Here is a 19,044-nt window from a genome sequence, read left to right on the forward strand (position 1 = left end):
GCCAATGTCAGACGAACAAATCGACCTGCTGAAACGTCGTCACGTCGATCAGGCCAACATCGGAAATCCTCAGTTCCGGAATGACGACAAGCGCCAGAAGCGAGTGCTGCATATAGGCGTTGTTGAGGGAACAGCCCATCTTGCGCATCGCCTCGGTGAGTTTGTCCGCCTTGGCCGCGACGATTTCCGCGCGCTCGTCCGACATCAGCCCGGCGATCGGCATTTCGACCAGCGCCACTTCCTTGCCCTTGGAGAACAGCACGACGCCGCCGCCGACCTCGCCCAGCCGATTGACCGCCAATGCCATGTCCTGCTTGTTGGTGCCAACGACGATGATGTGGTGGGCATCATGCGCCACGCTGGAAGCCATGGCGCAGTCGGCCATATAGCCGAAGCCGGAGACGAAGGCATTGGTGACGCCGCCCGTGCCCCGGTGGCGCTCGACCAGCGCGATCTGGCAGACGTCGTTGCGGCGGTCCATGGCGACCAGCCCGTCCTCTACCGGAAGATCGGCCTCGAGGGCCCGCGTCGGCGCCTGGTTCTCGATCACGCCAATGACGCGCACCCGCACCTCATTGGCGCCCTTGGGCGCCACGATGTCGAAATCCCCTGACTTGAGCTTCCTGCCGAGCTTGACGGTGTTCTTCGCGGTCCTCGGATAATCATAGGCCGGAATTTCGATTTCGAGCTTGCCGCCCTTGGCCAGCCTGACGCCGCGGCCATAGACCTCGTCGATGGTCATCGCGGCCAGATCGGAGACGATCAGCAGATCGGCGAGCCGCCCCGGCGCGATCGAACCGATCTCGCGCTCCAGCCTGAAATGCTGGGCGGTGTTGAGCGTCGCCATCTGGATCGCCGTCACCGGCTTCAGCCCCTGGCTGATGGCGTGCCGGACCACCCGGTCCATATGGCCTTCATGGACAAGCGTGCCGGAATGGCTGTCGTCGGTGCACAGGATGAAATTGCGCGGGTCGAGCCCGCTCTCCGTCACCGCCTTGATCTGCGAGGCGACGTCGTACCAGGCCGAACCCAGCCTGAGCATCGCCTTCATGCCTTGGCGGACGCGGGCGATGGCGTCCTCGGCGCGCGTGCCTTCGTGGTCGTCCTCCGGTCCACCGGCGACATAGCCGTGGAACGGCAGGCCGAGATCGCGCGAGGCATAGTGGCCGCCGACGGTCTTGCCCGCCCTCACCGTCGCGGCGATCTCGCCCGCCATCACCGGATCGTTGGCGGCGACGCCGGGAAAATTCATCACCTCGCCAAGACCGATGATGTTTTCCCAGCTCATCGCTTCAGTGACATCGGCGACCGTCAGCTCGGCGCCGGCATGCTCCAGCCCGGGTGCTGAGGGCACGCAGGACGGCATCTGCACATGCACGTTGACAGGCATGGCGATGGCCTCGTCATGCATCAGCCGCACGCCCGGCAGGCCAAGCACGTTGGCGATCTCGTGCGGGTCGATGAACATCGAGGTGGTGCCATGCGGGATGACCGCGCGACAGAACTCCGTCACTGTCACCATGCCGCTCTCGACATGCATATGCGCATCGCAAAGGCCCGGCACCAGATAGCGCCCGCCGGCGTCGACCACCTTGGTGCCCTGCCCGATGGCGTGACCGGCATTCGGTCCGCAATAGGCAAAGCGGCCGCCGGCAATGGCAATGTCGGTGCCGGCGATGATCTCGCCCGAATGAACGTTCACCCAGCGCCCGTTGCGGATGACGAGGTCGGCCGGATTCCTGCCCATCGCGACGTCGACCAGATGCGTCGCCATTTCGGCCCATGGTTTGGGTTTCGTCGCGTTGGCGGACTTCGGCATTGAGAGAGCTCCTGGTTTTCCCGACTGTGCCAAGCCGCGGGCGTTTTGACCAGCGAGGAACTCGGGTTAACGCTTTTTGCGACAATTACCTCGGCTTTGCGCTGCTCCTTGCGCTGCGGACGCCGGGTTGCAGGACTTGGGTTCCTCGCCCCGCGGAGCGGGGAGAAGAACCTAAGTTCTGCGGAGGCAGGCGCATTAAGGCGATTGCTCTGTTGCGAGCGGAAGTTTTCAACCTGACAGGTGACGGCAGTTATGCTAGGAATTTATTCATAGTGCTCATTTGCGCGCCAAACTCGTCCCCAACCTCAGTCATTTCGCCTCGCTGCAGGCGCCGGGCGAATACAGCCAGTTGGCCAAGCCACGGGTGGCGGAAGACGGCTTGACGGCCGAGGGAACGCTTCCTCCGAACGGTGATGCGCTTTGGCGGCGGACTTCAGGTCAGGGACGCCGCCGCTAGGTGTCCTCCCGATGTTCCCTGTCGCGGCAGTTGAGAAGGTCGACCAGATCGTCGGCCTCCTCGATGGGCATGTCGATCAAGGGGACCCCCACCTCGACAACCGGCAGCCCCGTGAAGACGTCGATGACGTCCCACGTGCCTTCAGGTGTCTTCTCAATGTCGTAGCGTTGAGCCATGGGGATGGAGGAGAAGATTGGCCTGTTTACCCGGTCATCGCTCGTTCAGGATCCGGGATTGCGGAAATGTTTCCCGTCCGGCCCGATCGAGCGCCTCGAGCAATGCGGCAAGGGCGCTGCGCACCCGTGAGTCGACAGCCAGGTCCAGCACGTCGTGTAAATGCCAGCGATTATCCTCGGACGGATCAATTGCCGTACGGCTTTGGCAACAGACTTCCCTCGTCCTGTGTCCAACTCTGCCATGTTCGGGATTCCATTAGCTTCAGTCCGAACTCAGCCACTCCGAAATGGTTCCAGATGGAAACGATCTTGTTTTTTGAATCTCAAGGGGTGCTTGGCCCCTGCCAGCGAGAGGAAATGCCGCTGGCGGGGACGGCAGCTATGCTGTTTACCCGCCGCCACAGCGGATTTGTAGCCGGCTCTAGCAAGCGCGAGCACACCCAATACATGGCCGGGGCGATCCAAGGCGCCAAGCTCACCACCCTGCCCAACCTCAGCCATTTCGCCTCGCTGCAGGCGCCGGATGAGTATAGCCGGTCAGTGCTCGACTTCATCGACGCGAAGTAAAGGCACCGTCCAAGCCACAGATGGCAGAAGACGGCTTGACGACCTTGGTCTGGCGGCTGAAAAGGGCTGGCCTGCGGACGTGGCGGAATTGGTAGACGCAAGGGACTTAAAATCCCTCGGAGCAATCCGTGCGGGTTCGATCCCCGCCGTCCGCACCAGCAACACTGGCACGACCCTGCCGACGCAGCCAGGTTCCGGCGGATCAAGCCCGGATCGGGTTCAGCTTCAGGTGCTGGATCAAAATGATCGTCTTGGCGTCGACGATTCGGCCGTCGGCGATGCCGGCCAAAGCCTCGTCGAGCGGCATTTCCAGAACCTCGATGTCCTCGCCTTCGTCCGGGGCGCCGCCGCCGGCCGAGATGCGGTCGGCGGGCGAATAGCGCGCGACGAAGAACCAGAGCCGCTCGGTCACGCTGCCGGGGCTCATATAGGGCGCGAACAGCCGCTCGACGTGCTTCAGGTGGTAGCCGAGTTCCTCTTCCGCCTCCTTGCGGATGCAGGTTTCCGGATCGTGTTCATCGAGCAGGCCGGCGCAGGCCTCGATCAGCGGCTCGCGGTGGCCGGTGACATAGGCCGGGTAACGGAACTGCCGCACGAGCAGAACCGTCGAGCGCTCCGGGTCGTAAGGCAGGATCACCGCCCCGTCGCCGCGATCGTAGGTCTGGCGGATCTGCGTCTCCCATTGCCCGTCGCGCCGGCGGTAATCGAGGACGGTCTTTTTCAGGACTGCCCAGTCGTCGGAAAGGACTTCCTCCGAACGAATGCGAATGCGGTCTTCCATGATGAACTCCGTGCTGCCGGCGCGAGGCCTAGCCGCGAACCGACCGCTGCGCAATCCCGATGGCAATGACAGCCGGTAAGTGGCCAGGGCAATCGCATATGGGCAAGAGCCCCCTCACCCGGATTGCCAACCGAAATTGCGAAGAGCAATTCGGGGCAATCCGACCTCTCCCCAAGGGGAGAGGAGGTCGCCAGCGTTGATGCCAGCCTCTTCTCCCCAACGGGGAGAAGGTGGCCGCGAAGCGGCCGGATGAGGGGGACCCCCAATATGCGATTGCCCCTTGCGGGGGAGATCGGCAGCTTCGCCGACGACGCCTGCTTCGGAATGTTTAAGCTGTCCAGATGACCGCTTCACCGCCTCGTGTCTGGCGCAGGCGCAATCCATTGCCTAAATACCGACAGCCCCTCCCCGGAGTTTTTTTCGTTGACCACATCCCTTTTCCAGCCGATCACGCTTGACGGCCTGACTTTTCCCAACCGCATCGCGGTCGCGCCGATGTGCCAGTATTCCGCCGATGACGGTTGCGCCAGCGACTGGCACTTGTACCACTGGATGAACCTGGCGATGTCCGGCGCCGGCATGGTCACCGTCGAGATGACCGACGTCGAGCGGCGCGGCCGCATCTCGCATGGCTGCCTCGGCCTTTATTCCGACGACAACGAGGCGGCCGCCCGGCGCGCGTTGGATGCCGCCAAGCGCGTCGCCGCTCCCGGCACCAAATTCGGCACGCAGCTTGCCCATGCCGGCCGCAAGGCTTCCAACCAGAAACCATGGGAAGGCGGCGGCCCGCTCACGGCCGATCAGGACCCGTGGCCGATCGTGTCCGCCTCGGCAATCGCCTACGACACCGGTTGGCAGGTGCCGCGGGCGCTGGAGGAAGAGGAGATCCTGCACATCATCGAACGCTTCACTGATGCGGCAAGGCGGGCCGAGCGAGCCGGCTTCGACTTCATCGAATTGCATGCAGCACACGGCTATCTGATCTTCCAGTTCCTGTCGCCGCTTTCCAACCAGCGCACCGACCGCTGGGGCGGCTCGCTGGAAAACCGCATCCGTTTTGTCGTCGAGATCGCCAAGGCGGTGAGAAAGGCGGTCCCCAAGCTGATGCTGGGGGCGCGCCTGTCGGTCAAGGAATGGGTCGATGGCGGCTTCGATGTCGAGGACGCGATCGAAGTGGCCAAGGCGCTGAAGGCAGAGGGCATCGCCTATCTCTGCTGCTCCAGCGGCGGCAATTCGCCGCTGCAGAAGCTGCCGACAGGCCCAGGCTACCAGGTGCATCTGGCGGAAGCCGTGCGCAAGGGAGCCGGCATCCCGACGCGGGCCGTCGGCCTGATCGACGACCCGAAGCAGGCCGAGGCGATCGTTGCCGAGGGCCGCGCCGACATGGTGGCCCTGGCCCGCGCCTTCCTCGCCGACCCGCGCTGGGCGTGGCGCGCCGCGGCCACTTTCGGCCAGAAGATCCACCCGGCGCCCCAGCTTGCCCGCTCGGTGACGACCATGCAGCACTGGATGAAGGCGGCCGGCTGACCGGCTCGGCTGCGGCTCCAGCGACTGCGGCGCTTGAGCCCTCCTAGCGGAGGCGTTGCAACCAAATCGGCCGCTCAGCGTTGGCGGCGATGATGGACAACAAGCCTTTCGAAAAGCCGGTCGTGGTCGAACTTGGCCATGTCGGCAAATACCGTGAAATCCGCAGCACCCAGGAGGCGGCCGAATGCCTGATGACGGTCTGGCCGCTCAATCGCGGCCCTCGGCATCGCGATGCCCTCGACACTTGCTTAAAAGTGCTGGAAGGTTATCGTTCGACTGCGGATGCGCGCCGGGCACTGGTCGAAGCCGCGAAGGAATCGGACGTGCTGGTTCCCGACGACAGGCTGCCCCAAGACAAGCCCAAGGACAGACTGCCCAAAGACAAACTGCATTGAGCAGACTGAGCTTTTTCCACCGGAGGATTTCATGGCGAAGCTGACCTACAAGATCGTCGAGCATGACGGGGGCTGGGCCTACAAGGTCGGCTCGACATTCTCGGAAACCTTCCCCACTCACGATGACGCGTTGCGCGCCGCCGAGATCGCTTCGGCCGAGCAGCAGGTCGCCGGCACCACGGACGGCATCCAGTACGAGGATGCCGACGGCAAGTGGCACGACGAGCTCGCCGATGGCCGAGACCGGCCGCAAACCGAAGTTTCCGATTAGGCTGGCGTCGTTACCAATGGCTTCTCGCACCTCCGGTTTAAGGAGCTCGGGCCTGGCAAGTCGTTCACTTGTTCCGGTCCCGGACATGGCGGATATGAACTCCCGATGGGAGCGCCACAATCGGCGGCGACCAAGAAGGGCGCTTGCCACGCAGCGGCTTTACAGGCAGGCTTGGTAGCGCTACCGTTTCATCATCGCGCGTGACCAGGGGGGAGCTTGGCAGCTGCCGCGGGCCAGACAGGAAGCGGTTTCCTTCGAAGACGTCGCAGGAAGCATTCGGGAGGAAATCGATGGCGTCTGTCGCAATTGGCGATGTCTACAAATCATTCGGAACCGTCGAGATTCTCCACGGAGTCAGCGTGGATATAGACGACGGCGAGTTCGTCACGCTGGTCGGGCCGTCGGGCTGCGGAAAATCGACCCTTCTCAGGATGATCGCCGGCCTGGAAAAGATTTCTCGCGGCCAGATCGCGATCGGCGAGCGTGTCGTCAACAATGTTGCGCCAAAAGAACGCGACGTCGCCATGGTCTTCCAGAACTACGCGCTCTACCCGCACATGACCGTCGCGGAGAACATGGCGTTCTCGCTCATGCTTAAGGGTGTTTCGAAGGCCGAAAGCGGCGCCAGCGTTCAGCGTGCGGCCGAAATCCTGGGGCTGGTGCCGTTGCTGTCGCGCTATCCCCGGCAGCTTTCCGGCGGCCAGCGCCAGCGCGTCGCCATGGGTCGGGCGATCGTGCGCGATCCGGCGGTCTTCCTGTTCGACGAGCCGCTGTCCAATCTCGACGCCAAGCTCCGGGTGCAGATGCGCGCCGAGATCAAGGAACTGCACCAGCGCCTGAAGACCACGACGGTCTATGTCACACACGACCAGATCGAGGCGATGACCATGGCCGACAAGATCGTCGTCATGCATGACGGCCTGGTCGAGCAGATCGGGCCGCCGCTGGAACTCTACGACCGGCCGAACAATCTTTTTGTCGCCAGCTTCATCGGCTCGCCGGCCATGAACATGCTCAGGGGTGAAATCGCTACCGACGGCTCGCCATCGTTTCGCGGCTCCGGCGGGATTTCAGTCCCGTTGGCCACAACACTTTCCGTCGGCAGTGGCGAACCGGTGGTGCTGGGGATACGGCCCGAGCATTTGCGGCTGTCCGATCAGGGCATTCCGGTCACTGTCGTGGTGGTCGAACCGACAGGGTCCGAAGTGCAGCTCATCGGCCGGACAGCAGGCGGCGAGGAGATCGTCGCGAATTTCCGGGAACGCCATTCCTTCACGCCGGGCGAAACCATCCACCTTACGGCCGAGCCCGGCCTCATTCATCTCTTTCACGGCCAAACCGGACAGCGTTTCGCAAAGCGTACCGAGCAGTAAGGACTGGACGGCAAGACTGGACGGCAACGACAATAAACAGGAGGAACGAGCATGAAATTCACCAGACGTGACGTGATCCGCACAACCGCCGGCGCGGCGGCGGGAGTCTTGGGAAGCCGGTTCGCCAGCTCACCCGCCTTTGCCCAGGAGGGGTTGACATACAAGCCCGAGGACGGTGCAAAGCTGCGGATGCTGCGTTGGTCGCCCTTCGTACAGGGCGATGAGGATCAATGGCTGGCCAACACCAAGCGGTTCACCGAGGCGACAGGCGTCGAGGTCCGCGTCGACAAGGAAAGCTGGGAGGACATTCGCCCCAAGGCGGCGGTCGCCGCCAATGTCGGCTCCGGCCCGGATCTGATGCTGGTCTGGTTCGACGACCCGCATCAATATCCCGACAAGCTACACGACGTGACCGAGCTGGGCGAGTATCTCGGCTCGAAATACGGCGGCTGGCACGACGGACCAAAGCAATATGCGACGCGGGAGGGCAAATTCCTCGGCCTGCCCCTGGCCACCATCGGCAATGCCATCGTCTATCGGGAAAGCTGGGTAAAGGAGGCTGGTTTCTCGGAGTTTCCGAAGGACACGGCAGGCTTGCTCGAGCTTTGCAAGGCGTTGCAGGCGAAGGGGCATCCGGCCGGCTTCACGCACGGCCACGGCGTCGGCGACGGCAACAACTACGCCCACTGGCTGCTGTGGAGCCACGGCGGCCAAATGGTCGACGAAAGCGGAAAGGTGACGATCAACAGCCCCGAGACGCTCAAGGCGATCGAATACGCGCAGGAACTCTACAAGACCTTCATTCCCGGCACCGAGAGCTGGCTCGACGTCAACAACAACCGCGCCTTCCTGGCCGGCGAACTCAGTGTCATCGCCAACGGCATTTCCGCCTACAACACGGCCAAGATCAACAAGGACAATGATCCGAAGCTGGCTGAAATGGCCAAGGACATCCGCACGACCAACCTGCCGATCGGTCCTGTCGGCAAATCCGTCGAGCTGTTCCAGGTGACCTCGGCCGTGATCTTCGACTACACGCCCTACCCCAATGCGGCCAAGGCCTATCTGCAGTTCATGTTCGAGGAACAGCAAATGGCGGAGTGGGTCACCTCCTCGGCCGGCTATTGCTGCCAGACGCTCAAAGCCTTCGACAACAATCCCGTGTGGACGGCCGACCCAAACAATGCCGCTTACGCCAAGGCCTCGGCGACGCTGCGTCCGAATGGCTTTGCCGGACCGCTCGGCTATGCCTCGGCGGCGACCATGGCCGACTATGTCCTGGTGGACATGTTCGCCAAGGCGGTGACCGGCCAGGCCACGCCCCAGGAGGCGATGGAAGAGGCGGAAAAGCGCGCAAACCGGTACTATCGCGTTTGATCGCAGCGCAGCCGGGCAGCCGCAACCGCGCTGCCCGGTCCGGTTTCGCTATCGCGTGGCGGCCGCTCGGGCGTCAACGCCACCAGACCTCATGAGGAGCCATCGCATGGCCGTATCGTCCGCTGCCGTTCAGCCGCGTCCGTCGATCCTGTCTCGCCTGAGCGAAAGCCGGAACGCGCTTAGCTTCGGCTTCATGCTGCCGGCGGCGGCGCTGCTGCTGGTGTTCCTGACCTATCCGCTCGGGCTCGGCGTCTGGCTCGGCTTCACGGATGCCCGCATCGGCCGCCCCGGTATTTTCATAGGCACCGAAAACTACCAATATCTGTGGGATGATGCCGTCTTCTGGCTCTCCGTCTTCAACACCTTGCTCTACACGATAAGCGCCTCGATCCTGAAGTTCGCGCTCGGCCTCTGGCTGGCGCTTATTCTCAATCAAAACCTTCCCTTCAAATCCTTCTTCCGCGCGATCATCCTGCTGCCGTTTGTGGTCCCGACAGTGCTGTCGGCCATCGCCTTCTGGTGGATCTACGATTCGCAGTTCTCCATCCTGTCCTGGGCGCTTATGGAAATGGGCCTGATCGACCATCGCATCAATTTCCTCGGCGATCCGGAGAACGCGCGCGCTTCGGTCATCGCGGCCAATGTCTGGCGCGGCATTCCGTTCGTCGCCATCACGCTGCTTGCCGGCCTGCAGACGATTCCACAGTCGCTTTACGAAGCCGCCACGCTCGACGGCGCCAGCCGCTGGCAATTGTTCCGCTATGTGACGCTGCCGCTGCTGACGCCGATTATCGCCATCACCATGACGTTTTCGGTGCTGTTCACCTTCACCGACTTCCAGCTGATCTATGTGCTGACCCGCGGCGGACCGGTCAACGCCACCCATCTGATGGCGACATTGTCCTTTCAGCGCGGCATTTCGGGAGGCCAGCTTGGCGAGGGCTCCGCAATCGCGGTCGCCATGATCCCATTCCTGCTTGCGGCGATCCTGTTCAGCTATTTCGGCCTGCAACGCCGCAAATGGCAGCAGGGCGGAGGAGACTGACATGGCCGCAATCAAAAAAACGAAACGTCCGGAACTCGACGAAGGCGGCATGGGCTACCTTCAAAGCCTGCCGCGGCGCGTGGTGACGGTCTATCTGCCGTTGCTGGTGTTCGTCATCGTGCTGTTGTTCCCATTCTACTGGATGACAATCACGGCGATTAAGCCCAATCTCGAGATGACCGACTACGCCAATTTCAATCCGTTCTGGGTCGTGCATCCGACGTTTGAGCACATCCGCTATCTCTTGTTCGATACGTCCTATCCGGGCTGGCTGCTCAACACGATCATCATCTCGACAGCCGCGACATTCCTGTCGCTGCTGGCCGCGGTGTTCGCGGCCTACGCGATCGAGCGGCTCAGGTTTTCCGGGGCGCGGCACGTCGGGCTAGCGATCTTCCTCGGCTATCTCGTGCCGCCCTCGATCCTGTTCATCCCGCTGTCGGTGATGGTCTTCAACCTTGGGCTTTACGACACGCCTTTCGCGCTCATTCTCACCTACCCGACCTTCCTGATCCCGTTCTGCATCTGGCTGCTGATGGGTTACTTCCGCTCCATCCCGTTCGAACTGGAAGAATGCGCGCTGATCGACGGGGCGAGCCGGTGGCAGATCCTCACCAAGATCGTGCTGCCGCTGTCGGTGCCCGGCCTGATTTCCGCGGGCATATTCGCATTCACCCTGTCGTGGAACGAATTCATCTATGCGCTGACGTTCATCCAGTCGTCCGAAAACAAGACTGTGCCGGTCGGGGTGCTCACGGAGCTTGTCCGCTCCGACGTCTATGAATGGGGAGCGCTGATGGCCGGAGCGCTGATCGGCTCGCTGCCGGTGGTCGTGCTCTATTCATTCTTTGTCGAGCACTACGTGTCCTCGATGACCGGCGCGGTCAAGGAATAGCGCCCAGCCGCAAACGCGCGGTCGGCAATGCGCGGCAAACCTCAAGCGATTGCCCCGCTGCTGCGGCACTAGCGATACCGCATTGCCGCCGGCCATCCGCCGCGCTATCTCAGGACCCTGTCTGCCTAAGGCGACTTTTTGCCGGAGCCTCCCATGCCCGAAATCGTCACCGCCGCCATGCTCGTCATCGGCGACGAGATTCTGTCCGGCCGCACCAAGGACAAGAATATCGGCCATCTCGCCGACATCATGACGGCGATCGGCATCGACCTGAAGGAGGTGCGCATCGTTCCAGACGAGGAAGACGAGATCGTCGCCGCGGTGAATGCGGTGCGTGCCCGCTGCACCTATGTCTTCACCACCGGCGGCATCGGCCCAACGCATGACGACATCACCGCGGATTCGATCGCCAAGGCCTTCGGCGTGCCCTGCGAATACGACGCCAAGGCCTATGCCATGCTGGAAGCGAGCTACGCCGCGCGCGGCATCGAATACACCGAGGCGCGCAAACGCATGGCGCGGATGCCGCGCGGCGCCGACCATATCGATAATCCTGTCTCCATCGCGCCGGGCTTCCGCATCGGCAACGTGCATGTCATGGCCGGCGTGCCGTCGATTTTCCAGGCCATGCTCGACAATGTCGTGCCGACGCTGAAAGCCGGCACCAAAATGCTGTCGGCCACGGTGCACTGTCCGTTCGGCGAAGGCCTGGTCGGCGGACCGCTGGGCGACATCCAGAAGGCGCATCCGGATACGATCATTGGATCCTACCCGAAATATGGCGACGGCAAGTTCTGGACGGAGCTGGTCGTCCGCGCCCGCAGCCAGGAGGTGCTGGACGCGGCGCGCGCCGACGTCGAGGCTATGGTGGCGGGTTTGACCAAGGCTAGCAAGGCGAGCTGATCGGCTGGCGATGGTGGAACCAAGCATCGCGCTATAACGTTCCTCGCGGGCGAGTTTCGATCGCCGTAAAATGAGGGATTACCATGCGATTCAAGACAATCGTCGCGATACTGCAGAACGAAGAGGACGCCGAGCGCGTGCTTGAATGCGCGATTCCGCTTGCCGACAGGTTCCAGAGCCATCTCATCGGCATTCATGCCGAAGCGCTTCCCGTCCCCTATACTTCGGCCACCGGCTTTCCGGACACCGAGTTCCTGCAGGTTTCGGCCGAGATGAGCAAGGAGCGTGCCGAGAAATTGCAGGCGGTTTTCCTCAGGCATGTCGAGGATTCCGGCCTGTCCTTCGAGTGGCGCAGCCTCGAGAGCTTTTCCGGCGACAGCGCGCTGACCGGCATCTCGACCGTTCGCACCGCGGACCTGATCATCGCAGCGCAGCGCGAGTCGGGCGGCGATCCGAGCGCCGACGTCGACACGCTGGTCTACGATGCCGGCCGCCCGGTGCTGGTCGTGCCGCATTCGGGTCCGCTCGTCACCAGTTTCAAGCATGTGCTGCTCGCCTGGAACGGCAGCAAGGAGGCGGCGCGCGCCGCCTTCGACGCGCTGCCCTTCATCATCGAGGCCGAGAAGACGGATGTCGTCGTCATCGACCCGCCGGATACGCTCGACGAGGCACCGGAGGCCGCCGGCGCCGAAATCGCCGCGGCGCTGTCCAGGCATGGCGCCAACGTCAGCGTCTCGGTGCTGGAATCGTGCGGCCTCTCGGTCGACGACGTCATCCAGACCAGGGTTGCCGAAACCGGCGCCGACTTGCTGGTGCTCGGCGCCTACAGTCATTCCTGGCTGCGCCAGCTTCTGTTCGGCGGGGTGACGCGCACGGTGCTGCGCACGGTGCCGGTGGCGGCTTTCCTGTCGCGGTAGGTCGACAAGGGCGCAAGTTCGACAAGGGCCAGATCGACAGGGGGCAAGTCCGCAAGGATCGCTTGCCGCCGCCCTTGCCAATGCCAAGCCCTTGCCAAGACCGAGGCTTTCCAGTTAATTCCGCGCGCATTCCCTCAAGTGTCTGCGCGCGATCTCGCGCGCTGCGGAGTGCGCGAAAAATGTCCCTTCCCGAAAAGGCCTTTCCTGTCTCCTGGGATCAGTTCCACCGCGATGCGCGTGCGCTCGCCTGGCGGCTTGCCGGCGCCAGCCAAGGCCAGTGGAAAGCGATCGACTGCATCACGCGCGGCGGCCTGGTTCCGGCCGCCATCATCTCGCGTGAACTCGGCATCCGGGTCATCGAGACGGTCTGCGTCGCCTCCTATCACGACTACACCAGCCAGGGGCAGTTGCAGGTGCTGAAGGAGATCACGCCGGCACTGCTCGCCGACGACGGCGCCGGCGTGCTGATCATCGACGACCTCACCGACACCGGCAAGACGGCGGGCATCGTGCGCGCCATGATGCCGAAGGCGCATTTCGCCACCGTCTACGCCAAACCGAAAGGCAGGCCGCTGGTCGACACCTTCGTCACCGAGGTCAGCCAGGACACCTGGATCTATTTTCCGTGGGATATGGGCTTCACCTACCAGAAGCCGATCGCCGACGACCACATCGGCTGATTCGCGCAAAGCTGCTCACTCGAAATACACCGGCGAGCACTTCTTGCCCGCGAGCACTTCTTGCCCGCGAGCACTTCTTGAAAGAGTGGCGCGGCGCACGATATTTCCCGAATCGTCGCCTCCTGGCGTGGTTAACCAGCCGATATGAGGTTTTTTACTTTTATTGCTTATGATTAGCCGTAAGATTCGCGAGACGGCGAATGATTCTGGAAGCTGGGGCAAGCTTCTCCGATGTTGACGAGGCCAGCAACGCACAACCATCTGGCCGAAAGGGTCCAGCGGCTCTTCGGCACGGCGCCTTGCCGCCTGCAGGTTGCCGCCCTGCCTTGGCGCGATACCGGGCACGGCGTCGAGATCATGCTGATCACCAGCCGCGATACCGGCCGCTGGGTGCTTCCCAAGGGTTGGCCCGAGGCCAAGGAACCGCTTTGCAAAGCGGCGGCGCGCGAGGCGGGCGAGGAAGCCGGGCTGCGCGGCACGATCTCCCACCACGAAGCCGGCCGCTACTTCTATGCCAAGGCATTGTCTTCCGGCGAGGAAGTGCCTTGCGAGGTCCTGGTGTTTCCGTTGCAGGTCGACAAGATCGCCGACCGGTGGAAGGAGAAGCGGTCGCGCACCCGCAAATGGTTCAGTTCCACTGAAGCCGTGCGCATGGTCAACGAGCCGGACCTTTGCCAGATCATCGCCCATTTCTGTTCCGACCCGCACCAGTTCTCCTGAGCCTGTTGACAAGTTCAAGGATCCATTCAGTTGCTCTGACGTTTTCATCGATGGCAGAAAAAACAAATCCACAGGATGAGGATTCCGGCGAACATCGGCGCCAGCACCGCCAGCGCGTGCTCAAGGGCGGAGCGATCATCACCGGGATTAAGAATTCCGAGATCAGCTGCATGCTGCGCAATCAGCATGAGAGCGGCGCTGAACTGAAGGTTGCGCCCGACGCGCGTGTCCCGGATCGCTTCCTGCTCTACGTCGCAGCCGACGGGATTGCCTATCGATCCGAAGTCCGCTGGCGCCGCAATGACCGGATCGGAGTTCGATTCACCGGCACCGAGTCGAAGCCGAAGCTGCATTACGGCTGAGCGGCACAAGACGCGGCTTTTGGACGTGTGATCCGCCGCCCGCCCCTACAGCCCATTGCGAGGCAAAATCAAAATCCTCCCGAGCCACTTTCTTTCCCCGTTATCCACATGTGTGACACACAAGATGTTGGGGGTCACAAAAGCTACGCAAACGAATCCTTGACGGCGCAAAACGAGTCGCCTTTTATAGGCCGTGCGCTCCTGTTGAGAGCGCGACCGGAAAGTTCTGAGCCCGGTCTTTTTCCCGGATTATGTGCGTTTTGCCCGCATTTCCGCCTGGTTACGAGGCCGGCGGGAGCGTTGGGATTATGGGGTCTTTGGGGGCGAAAGGGAAAAATGTCGGACTGGAATAAATTGTCTGTTAACACTATATTTAGTGTTTGCAGGTAGGTTCGACGCTAGATAATGTGAAGTTCCCTCGATTGAGGGAGTCGCAACAAGTTTCAGTTTTTTGAGGGACCCGCAGGGTTCGTCGGCGCGTTGGACAGTTACTCCGCAAGGAGTTCGACCAGCAAGGCGGGCGGAGGCTGTGAAAAGGGAGCCGGTCGTTTTCGAACGCCGGCAGACGGCGGACATGCGCGTTTCGCATTGGGGGCAGAAATCCCCCGGGAAAAGCGCTATATATAGACACGAAGGAAGAGGGCCAATGCGCATCGAGCGTCGCTTCACCAAGCAAGGACAATCAGCTTATGCGGAGATCGAATTCCGCAAGGCGCTTTCCGAGATCAAGAATCCGGACGGCTCGGTGGTGTTCCGTCTGGACAATATCGATGTGCCGGCGCAGTTCAGCCAGGTTGCCGCCGACATCCTGGCGCAGAAGTATTTCCGCAAGGCCGGCGTGCCGGCACGGCTGAAGAAGGTCGAGGAGAATGACGTCCCCTCCTTCCTGTGGCGTTCCGTTGCCGACGAGGCGGAACTGGCAAAACTGCCGGAAGCCGAGCGCTACGGCTCCGAGATCGACGCCCGCCAGGTCTTCGACCGCCTCGCCGGCACCTGGACCTATTGGGGCTGGAAGGGTGGCTACTTCAAGTCGGAGGAAGACGCGCGCGCCTTTCGCGACGAGCTCGCCTATATGCTGGCCACCCAGCGCGTCGCGCCGAACTCGCCGCAATGGTTCAACACCGGCCTGCACTGGGCCTATGGCATCGACGGTCCGAGCCAGGGCCATTTCTATGTCGACCCGTTCACCGGCAAGCTGACCAAGTCGAAGTCTTCCTACGAGCATCCGCAGCCGCATGCCTGCTTCATCCAGGGCGTGCAGGACGATCTCGTCAATGAAGGCGGCATCATGGACCTGTGGGTACGTGAAGCGCGCCTGTTCAAATACGGCTCCGGCACCGGCTCCAACTTCTCGTTCCTGCGCGGCGAAGGCGAAAAACTGTCCGGCGGCGGCCGCTCGTCCGGCCTGATGAGCTTCCTCAAGATCGGCGACCGCGCGGCGGGCGCCATCAAGTCGGGCGGCACGACGCGCCGCGCCGCAAAGATGGTCATCGTCGACGCCGACCATCCCGATATCGAGGAATTCATCGACTGGAAGGTCAATGAGGAGCAGAAGGTCGCCTCGCTGGTCACCGGCTCCAAGATCGTGAAGAAGCACCTCGAAGCGATCATGAAGGCCTGTATCAACTGCGAAGGCCAGGACGACGATTGCTTCGACCCGGCGATCAACACCGCGCTGAAGCGCGAGATCAAGGCGGCCAAGAAGGACGGGGTGCCGGAGAACTACATCTACCGCGTCATCCAGTTCGCCAAGCAGGGCTACACCTCGATGTCGTTCAAGACCTACGACACCGACTGGGATTCGGATGCCTATCTCACCGTTTCGGGCCAGAACTCCAACAATTCGGTCTCGCTGAAGGACGATTTCCTGCGCGCCGTCGAGCAGGACGCCGACTGGCACCTCACCGCCCGCAAGGACGGCAAGGTGCTGAAGACGCTGAAGGCCAGGGATCTGTGGGAAAAGATCGGCTATGCCGCATGGGCGTCGGCCGATCCGGGTCTGCATTTCAACACGACGATGAACGACTGGCACACCTGCGCCTCGGCCGGTGCGATCCGGGCGTCCAACCCGTGCTCGGAATACATGTTCCTCGACGACACGGCCTGCAACCTGGCCTCGATCAACCTTCTGCCCTACCGCAATGCGGACGGCACTATCGACATATCAGCCTACGAGCATACGGTCCGGCTGTGGACCATCGTGCTGGAAATTTCCGTCATGATGGCGCAGTTCCCGTCGAAGGAGATCGCCAAGCTCTCCTACGAATACCGCACGCTCGGCCTCGGCTACGCCAATATCGGCGGCCTGCTGATGACCTCGGGCATTCCTTATGATTCCGACGAGGGCCGCGCCATCTGTGCAGCACTCACCGCTATCATGACCGGCACCGCCTATGCCACCTCGGCCGAAATGGCTTCCGAACTCGGTGCCTTCCCCGATTACGACCGCAACGCGCAGAACATGCTGCGTGTCATGCGCAACCACCGCCGCGCTGCCTATGGCGACAAGGACGGCTACGAGAAGCTCGCGGTCAACCCGGTGCCGCTGGTCGCCGCCGACCTGAAGCAGCCGGAGCTTGCCGCCCATGCCAAGGCTGCCTGGGACCGTGCCATCGAGCTCGGCGAGGAGCATGGCTACCGCAATGCGCAGGCAACCGTGATCGCGCCGACCGGCACGATCGGCCTTGTCATGGATTGCGACACCACCGGCATCGAGCCCGACTTCGCGCTGGTCAAGTTCAAGAAGCTGGCCGGCGGCGGCTATTTCAAGATCATCAACCGCGCCGTCCCGGAAGCGCTGCGCACGCTCGGTTATTCGGAAGCGCAGATCGCCGAGATCGAGGCCTATGCGGTTGGCCACGGCAATCTGAACCAGGCGCCGGCCGTCAACCCCGGCTCGCTCAAGGCCAAGGGCTTCACCGACGACAAGATCGCCGCGCTCAACGCTGCCTTGAAGTCGGCCTTCGACATCAAGTTCGTCTTCAACCAGTGGACGCTGGGTGCGGACTGGGTGAAGGAGACGTTTGGCTTCACCGACGAGCAGCTCAACGATTTCTCGTTCGAGATGCTGCCGGCGCTCGGCTTCTCCAAGAAGGACATCGAGGCCGCCAACATCCATGTCTGCGGTGCGATGACCCTCGAGGGAGCACCATTTCTGAAAGACCAGCATCTGCCCGTGTTCGACTGCGCCAGCCCCTGCGGCAAGATCGGCAAGCGTTCGCTGTCGATCAACAGCCACATCCAGATGATGGCGGCGGCCCAGCCCTTCATCTCCGGCGCCATTTCCAAGACCATCAACATGCCGAACGACGCGACGGTGGAAGACGCCAAGGGCGCCTACATGCTGTCGTGGAAGCTGGCGCTGAAGGCCAACGCGCTCTATCGCGACGGCTCGAAGCTCTCCCAGCCGCTCAACGCCTCGCTGCTGGCCGACGTCGAGGACGACGAGGACGAGGCGATCGAGCAGTTGATCGCGGCACCGGCTTCGCAGCGCGCCGTGCAGGTGACCGAAAAGATCGTCGAGCGCGTGGTGGAACGCCTCTATCGCGACCGCGAGAAACTGCCGAACCGCCGCAAGGGCTATACGCAGAAGGCGGTCGTCGGCGGCCACAAGGTCTACCTGCGCACCGGCGAATTCGACGACGGCCGCCTCGGCGAGATCTTCATCGATATGCACAAGGAGGGTGCTGCCTTCCGGGCGATGATGAACAACTTCGCCATCGCCATCTCGCTCGGCCTGCAATATGGCGTGCCGCTCGAGGAATATGTCGAAGCCTTCACCTTCACCAAGTTCGAGCCGGCCGGCATGGTGCAGGGCAACGACGCGATCAAGAACGCCACGTCGATCCTCGACTACGTGTTCCGCGAGCTTGCCGTGTCCTATCTCGCCCGCCACGACCTCGCCCATGTCGACCAGTCGGATTTCGACAAGACGGCACTCGGCCGCGGCATCAACGAAGGCAAGGCGACGCCGTTCTCGAAGGGCCTGACCCGCGGCGCCTCGCCGGTCAAGCTGGTGTCGGGCATGGGCGCCGAGCCCAAGGGCTTTGGCGGCTCGGGCTCAACGGGAACTCCTGTGCGCTCCGCGCCGACCGCCTTCGCCGGCTCCAACGTGCTGGCGCTGAAGCCGGCCAGCGACGAAGCCATCGCCTACAAGCGCGACTACGAGGAACGGGCCAGGGAACTGGTCGAGGACATCGTTTACGAGGAGGCCGAGGAAGCTTCCGGAGCTTCGGCGCTGTTCACCGACGCCGCCGCGCAGGAAGCCGCCGAAGCGAAGGCGCTTGCCGCCAACCGGCGTCAACAGTCCTTGATGCAGGGCTATACCGGCAACGAATGCTCGGAATGCCACAATTTTACGATGGTGCGGAACGGGACGTGCGAGAAGTGCGATACGTGTGGTGCTACGAGCGGGTGTAGCTGAGGAAAACCTGCAGCGCTAAAACGCAACACCATCGGCCCGGTCGCAAGATCGGGCCGATAAGCAAGGGAACAAAAAGGGTACGTACGCAAATGATGCATTTCATTGAAACTCACGGTCAGGATGACATGCAATTGAACTTTGCCGTATTATGAGCTTGGCCAAGCTACCTACTGCTGCGAAACTAAACGGCATTTCAGATAGCCAGCCAAAGTTCTTTCTCGGCGGTGTCTCTGTTAGCGTCCGACCGACAAACGCGGCCAAGGCACCACAGACAGGAAAGAAGGGATTAGGCTTCGGCTTGAGCAGACCTTACCTGTGTAAGACGCGACCATTGACGACAGAAACTTCGGCACTGC

Annotated in this window: 17 protein-coding genes and 1 tRNA gene; 15 read left to right on the top strand and 3 right to left on the bottom strand. The window is 62.4% G+C overall.

Annotated features, from left to right (window positions below):
- Positions 1 to 7: 7 nt before the first annotated feature.
- Positions 8 to 1,819 carry an adenine deaminase gene (gene ade, locus AC0NID_RS23745; protein WP_473453137.1) on the bottom strand — a complete coding sequence of 604 codons (1,812 nt, stop codon included), beginning with the start codon at positions 1,817 to 1,819 and terminating at the stop codon, positions 8 to 10.
- A gap of 453 nt (positions 1,820 to 2,272) precedes the next feature.
- Positions 2,273 to 2,452 carry a hypothetical protein gene (locus AC0NID_RS23750; protein ID WP_473453135.1) on the bottom strand — a complete coding sequence of 60 codons (180 nt, stop codon included), beginning with the start codon at positions 2,450 to 2,452 and terminating at the stop codon, positions 2,273 to 2,275.
- A gap of 297 nt (positions 2,453 to 2,749) precedes the next feature.
- Here AC0NID_RS23750 and AC0NID_RS23755 point away from each other — a divergent pair, with 297 nt between their 5' ends.
- On the top strand, positions 2,750 to 3,019 hold the full coding sequence (locus tag AC0NID_RS23755; protein WP_473453133.1) for an alpha/beta fold hydrolase: 270 nt from the start codon (positions 2,750 to 2,752) through the stop codon (positions 3,017 to 3,019).
- Positions 3,020 to 3,092: 73 nt separating this feature from the next.
- Positions 3,093 to 3,177: transfer RNA gene (locus AC0NID_RS23760), tRNA-Leu, on the top strand.
- Positions 3,178 to 3,221: 44 nt separating this feature from the next.
- Here AC0NID_RS23760 and AC0NID_RS23765 read toward each other — a convergent pair.
- A complete protein-coding gene (locus AC0NID_RS23765) occupies positions 3,222 to 3,800 on the bottom strand; it encodes an NUDIX domain-containing protein (RefSeq protein ID WP_473453131.1) in 579 nt (192 codons plus the stop codon).
- 423 nt (positions 3,801 to 4,223) lie between these two features.
- On the opposite strand from AC0NID_RS23765, the gene AC0NID_RS23770 reads away from it, so the two are divergent.
- The 13 genes from AC0NID_RS23770 to AC0NID_RS23830 all read left to right on the top strand — a co-directional run bounded on the left by AC0NID_RS23770 (position 4,224) and on the right by AC0NID_RS23830 (position 18,688).
- Positions 4,224 to 5,327: an NADH:flavin oxidoreductase/NADH oxidase gene (locus AC0NID_RS23770; protein ID WP_473453129.1), complete on the top strand. Its 1,104-nt coding sequence runs from the start codon at positions 4,224 to 4,226 to the stop codon at positions 5,325 to 5,327.
- 89 nt (positions 5,328 to 5,416) lie between these two features.
- Positions 5,417 to 5,722 (top strand): DUF982 domain-containing protein, encoded by a 306-nt coding sequence (locus AC0NID_RS23775; RefSeq protein ID WP_473453127.1) that lies wholly within the window; start codon positions 5,417 to 5,419, stop codon positions 5,720 to 5,722.
- 31 nt (positions 5,723 to 5,753) lie between these two features.
- Positions 5,754 to 5,993, top strand: a complete 240-nt coding sequence (locus AC0NID_RS23780) for a DUF2188 domain-containing protein (RefSeq protein WP_292158746.1) — start codon at positions 5,754 to 5,756, stop codon at positions 5,991 to 5,993.
- A gap of 290 nt (positions 5,994 to 6,283) precedes the next feature.
- Entirely contained in the window at positions 6,284 to 7,366 is a 1,083-nt protein-coding gene (locus AC0NID_RS23785; RefSeq protein ID WP_473453124.1) for an ABC transporter ATP-binding protein, read from the top strand.
- 51 nt (positions 7,367 to 7,417) lie between these two features.
- The gene (locus tag AC0NID_RS23790) at positions 7,418 to 8,743 is read left to right on the top strand and encodes an ABC transporter substrate-binding protein (RefSeq protein ID WP_473453122.1); all 1,326 of its coding nucleotides are present in this window, start codon (positions 7,418 to 7,420) and stop codon (positions 8,741 to 8,743) included.
- A gap of 106 nt (positions 8,744 to 8,849) precedes the next feature.
- The gene (locus AC0NID_RS23795) at positions 8,850 to 9,788 is read left to right on the top strand and encodes a carbohydrate ABC transporter permease (RefSeq protein ID WP_473453120.1); all 939 of its coding nucleotides are present in this window, start codon (positions 8,850 to 8,852) and stop codon (positions 9,786 to 9,788) included.
- Position 9,789: 1 nt separating this feature from the next.
- Positions 9,790 to 10,683 carry a carbohydrate ABC transporter permease gene (locus AC0NID_RS23800; protein ID WP_473453118.1) on the top strand — a complete coding sequence of 298 codons (894 nt, stop codon included), beginning with the start codon at positions 9,790 to 9,792 and terminating at the stop codon, positions 10,681 to 10,683.
- Between the two features lie 153 nt (positions 10,684 to 10,836).
- Positions 10,837 to 11,586: a competence/damage-inducible protein A gene (locus tag AC0NID_RS23805; RefSeq protein WP_473453117.1), complete on the top strand. Its 750-nt coding sequence runs from the start codon at positions 10,837 to 10,839 to the stop codon at positions 11,584 to 11,586.
- 83 nt (positions 11,587 to 11,669) lie between these two features.
- Positions 11,670 to 12,503 carry a universal stress protein gene (locus AC0NID_RS23810; RefSeq protein WP_473453116.1) on the top strand — a complete coding sequence of 278 codons (834 nt, stop codon included), beginning with the start codon at positions 11,670 to 11,672 and terminating at the stop codon, positions 12,501 to 12,503.
- 179 nt (positions 12,504 to 12,682) lie between these two features.
- A complete protein-coding gene (gene gpt / locus AC0NID_RS23815) occupies positions 12,683 to 13,183 on the top strand; it encodes a xanthine phosphoribosyltransferase (protein WP_473453115.1) in 501 nt (166 codons plus the stop codon).
- 231 nt (positions 13,184 to 13,414) lie between these two features.
- Positions 13,415 to 13,903 carry an NUDIX hydrolase gene (locus AC0NID_RS23820; protein ID WP_473453114.1) on the top strand — a complete coding sequence of 163 codons (489 nt, stop codon included), beginning with the start codon at positions 13,415 to 13,417 and terminating at the stop codon, positions 13,901 to 13,903.
- Between the two features lie 50 nt (positions 13,904 to 13,953).
- The gene (locus AC0NID_RS23825) at positions 13,954 to 14,265 is read left to right on the top strand and encodes a PilZ domain-containing protein (RefSeq protein ID WP_473453113.1); all 312 of its coding nucleotides are present in this window, start codon (positions 13,954 to 13,956) and stop codon (positions 14,263 to 14,265) included.
- Positions 14,266 to 14,911: 646 nt separating this feature from the next.
- Positions 14,912 to 18,688 carry a vitamin B12-dependent ribonucleotide reductase gene (locus tag AC0NID_RS23830; RefSeq protein WP_473453112.1) on the top strand — a complete coding sequence of 1,259 codons (3,777 nt, stop codon included), beginning with the start codon at positions 14,912 to 14,914 and terminating at the stop codon, positions 18,686 to 18,688.
- The last annotated feature ends 356 nt before the right edge of the window (positions 18,689 to 19,044 follow it).

The sequence above is a fragment of the Mesorhizobium sp. WSM4821 genome (assembly GCF_055901555.1).

Excerpts from the sequence above, each read along its gene's own strand:
- AC0NID_RS23825 (WP_473453113.1), top strand. The coding sequence starts at position 13,954 with ATGGCAGAAAAAACAAATCCACAGGATGAGGATTCCGGCGAACATCGG.
- AC0NID_RS23800 (WP_473453118.1), top strand. The coding sequence starts at position 9,790 with ATGGCCGCAATCAAAAAAACGAAACGTCCGGAACTCGACGAAGGCGGC.
- AC0NID_RS23795 (WP_473453120.1), top strand. The coding sequence starts at position 8,850 with ATGGCCGTATCGTCCGCTGCCGTTCAGCCGCGTCCGTCGATCCTGTCT.
- AC0NID_RS23830 (WP_473453112.1), top strand. The coding sequence starts at position 14,912 with ATGCGCATCGAGCGTCGCTTCACCAAGCAAGGACAATCAGCTTATGCG.
- AC0NID_RS23810 (WP_473453116.1), top strand. The coding sequence starts at position 11,670 with ATGCGATTCAAGACAATCGTCGCGATACTGCAGAACGAAGAGGACGCC.
- AC0NID_RS23765 (WP_473453131.1), bottom strand. The coding sequence starts at position 3,800 with ATGGAAGACCGCATTCGCATTCGTTCGGAGGAAGTCCTTTCCGACGAC.
- ade (WP_473453137.1), bottom strand. The coding sequence starts at position 1,819 with ATGCCGAAGTCCGCCAACGCGACGAAACCCAAACCATGGGCCGAAATG.
- AC0NID_RS23785 (WP_473453124.1), top strand. The coding sequence starts at position 6,284 with ATGGCGTCTGTCGCAATTGGCGATGTCTACAAATCATTCGGAACCGTC.
- AC0NID_RS23790 (WP_473453122.1), top strand. The coding sequence starts at position 7,418 with ATGAAATTCACCAGACGTGACGTGATCCGCACAACCGCCGGCGCGGCG.
- gpt (WP_473453115.1), top strand. The coding sequence starts at position 12,683 with ATGTCCCTTCCCGAAAAGGCCTTTCCTGTCTCCTGGGATCAGTTCCAC.
- AC0NID_RS23755 (WP_473453133.1), top strand. The coding sequence starts at position 2,750 with ATGGAAACGATCTTGTTTTTTGAATCTCAAGGGGTGCTTGGCCCCTGC.
- AC0NID_RS23820 (WP_473453114.1), top strand. The coding sequence starts at position 13,415 with ATGTTGACGAGGCCAGCAACGCACAACCATCTGGCCGAAAGGGTCCAG.
- AC0NID_RS23775 (WP_473453127.1), top strand. The coding sequence starts at position 5,417 with ATGATGGACAACAAGCCTTTCGAAAAGCCGGTCGTGGTCGAACTTGGC.
- AC0NID_RS23750 (WP_473453135.1), bottom strand. The coding sequence starts at position 2,452 with ATGGCTCAACGCTACGACATTGAGAAGACACCTGAAGGCACGTGGGAC.
- AC0NID_RS23805 (WP_473453117.1), top strand. The coding sequence starts at position 10,837 with ATGCCCGAAATCGTCACCGCCGCCATGCTCGTCATCGGCGACGAGATT.
- AC0NID_RS23780 (WP_292158746.1), top strand. The coding sequence starts at position 5,754 with ATGGCGAAGCTGACCTACAAGATCGTCGAGCATGACGGGGGCTGGGCC.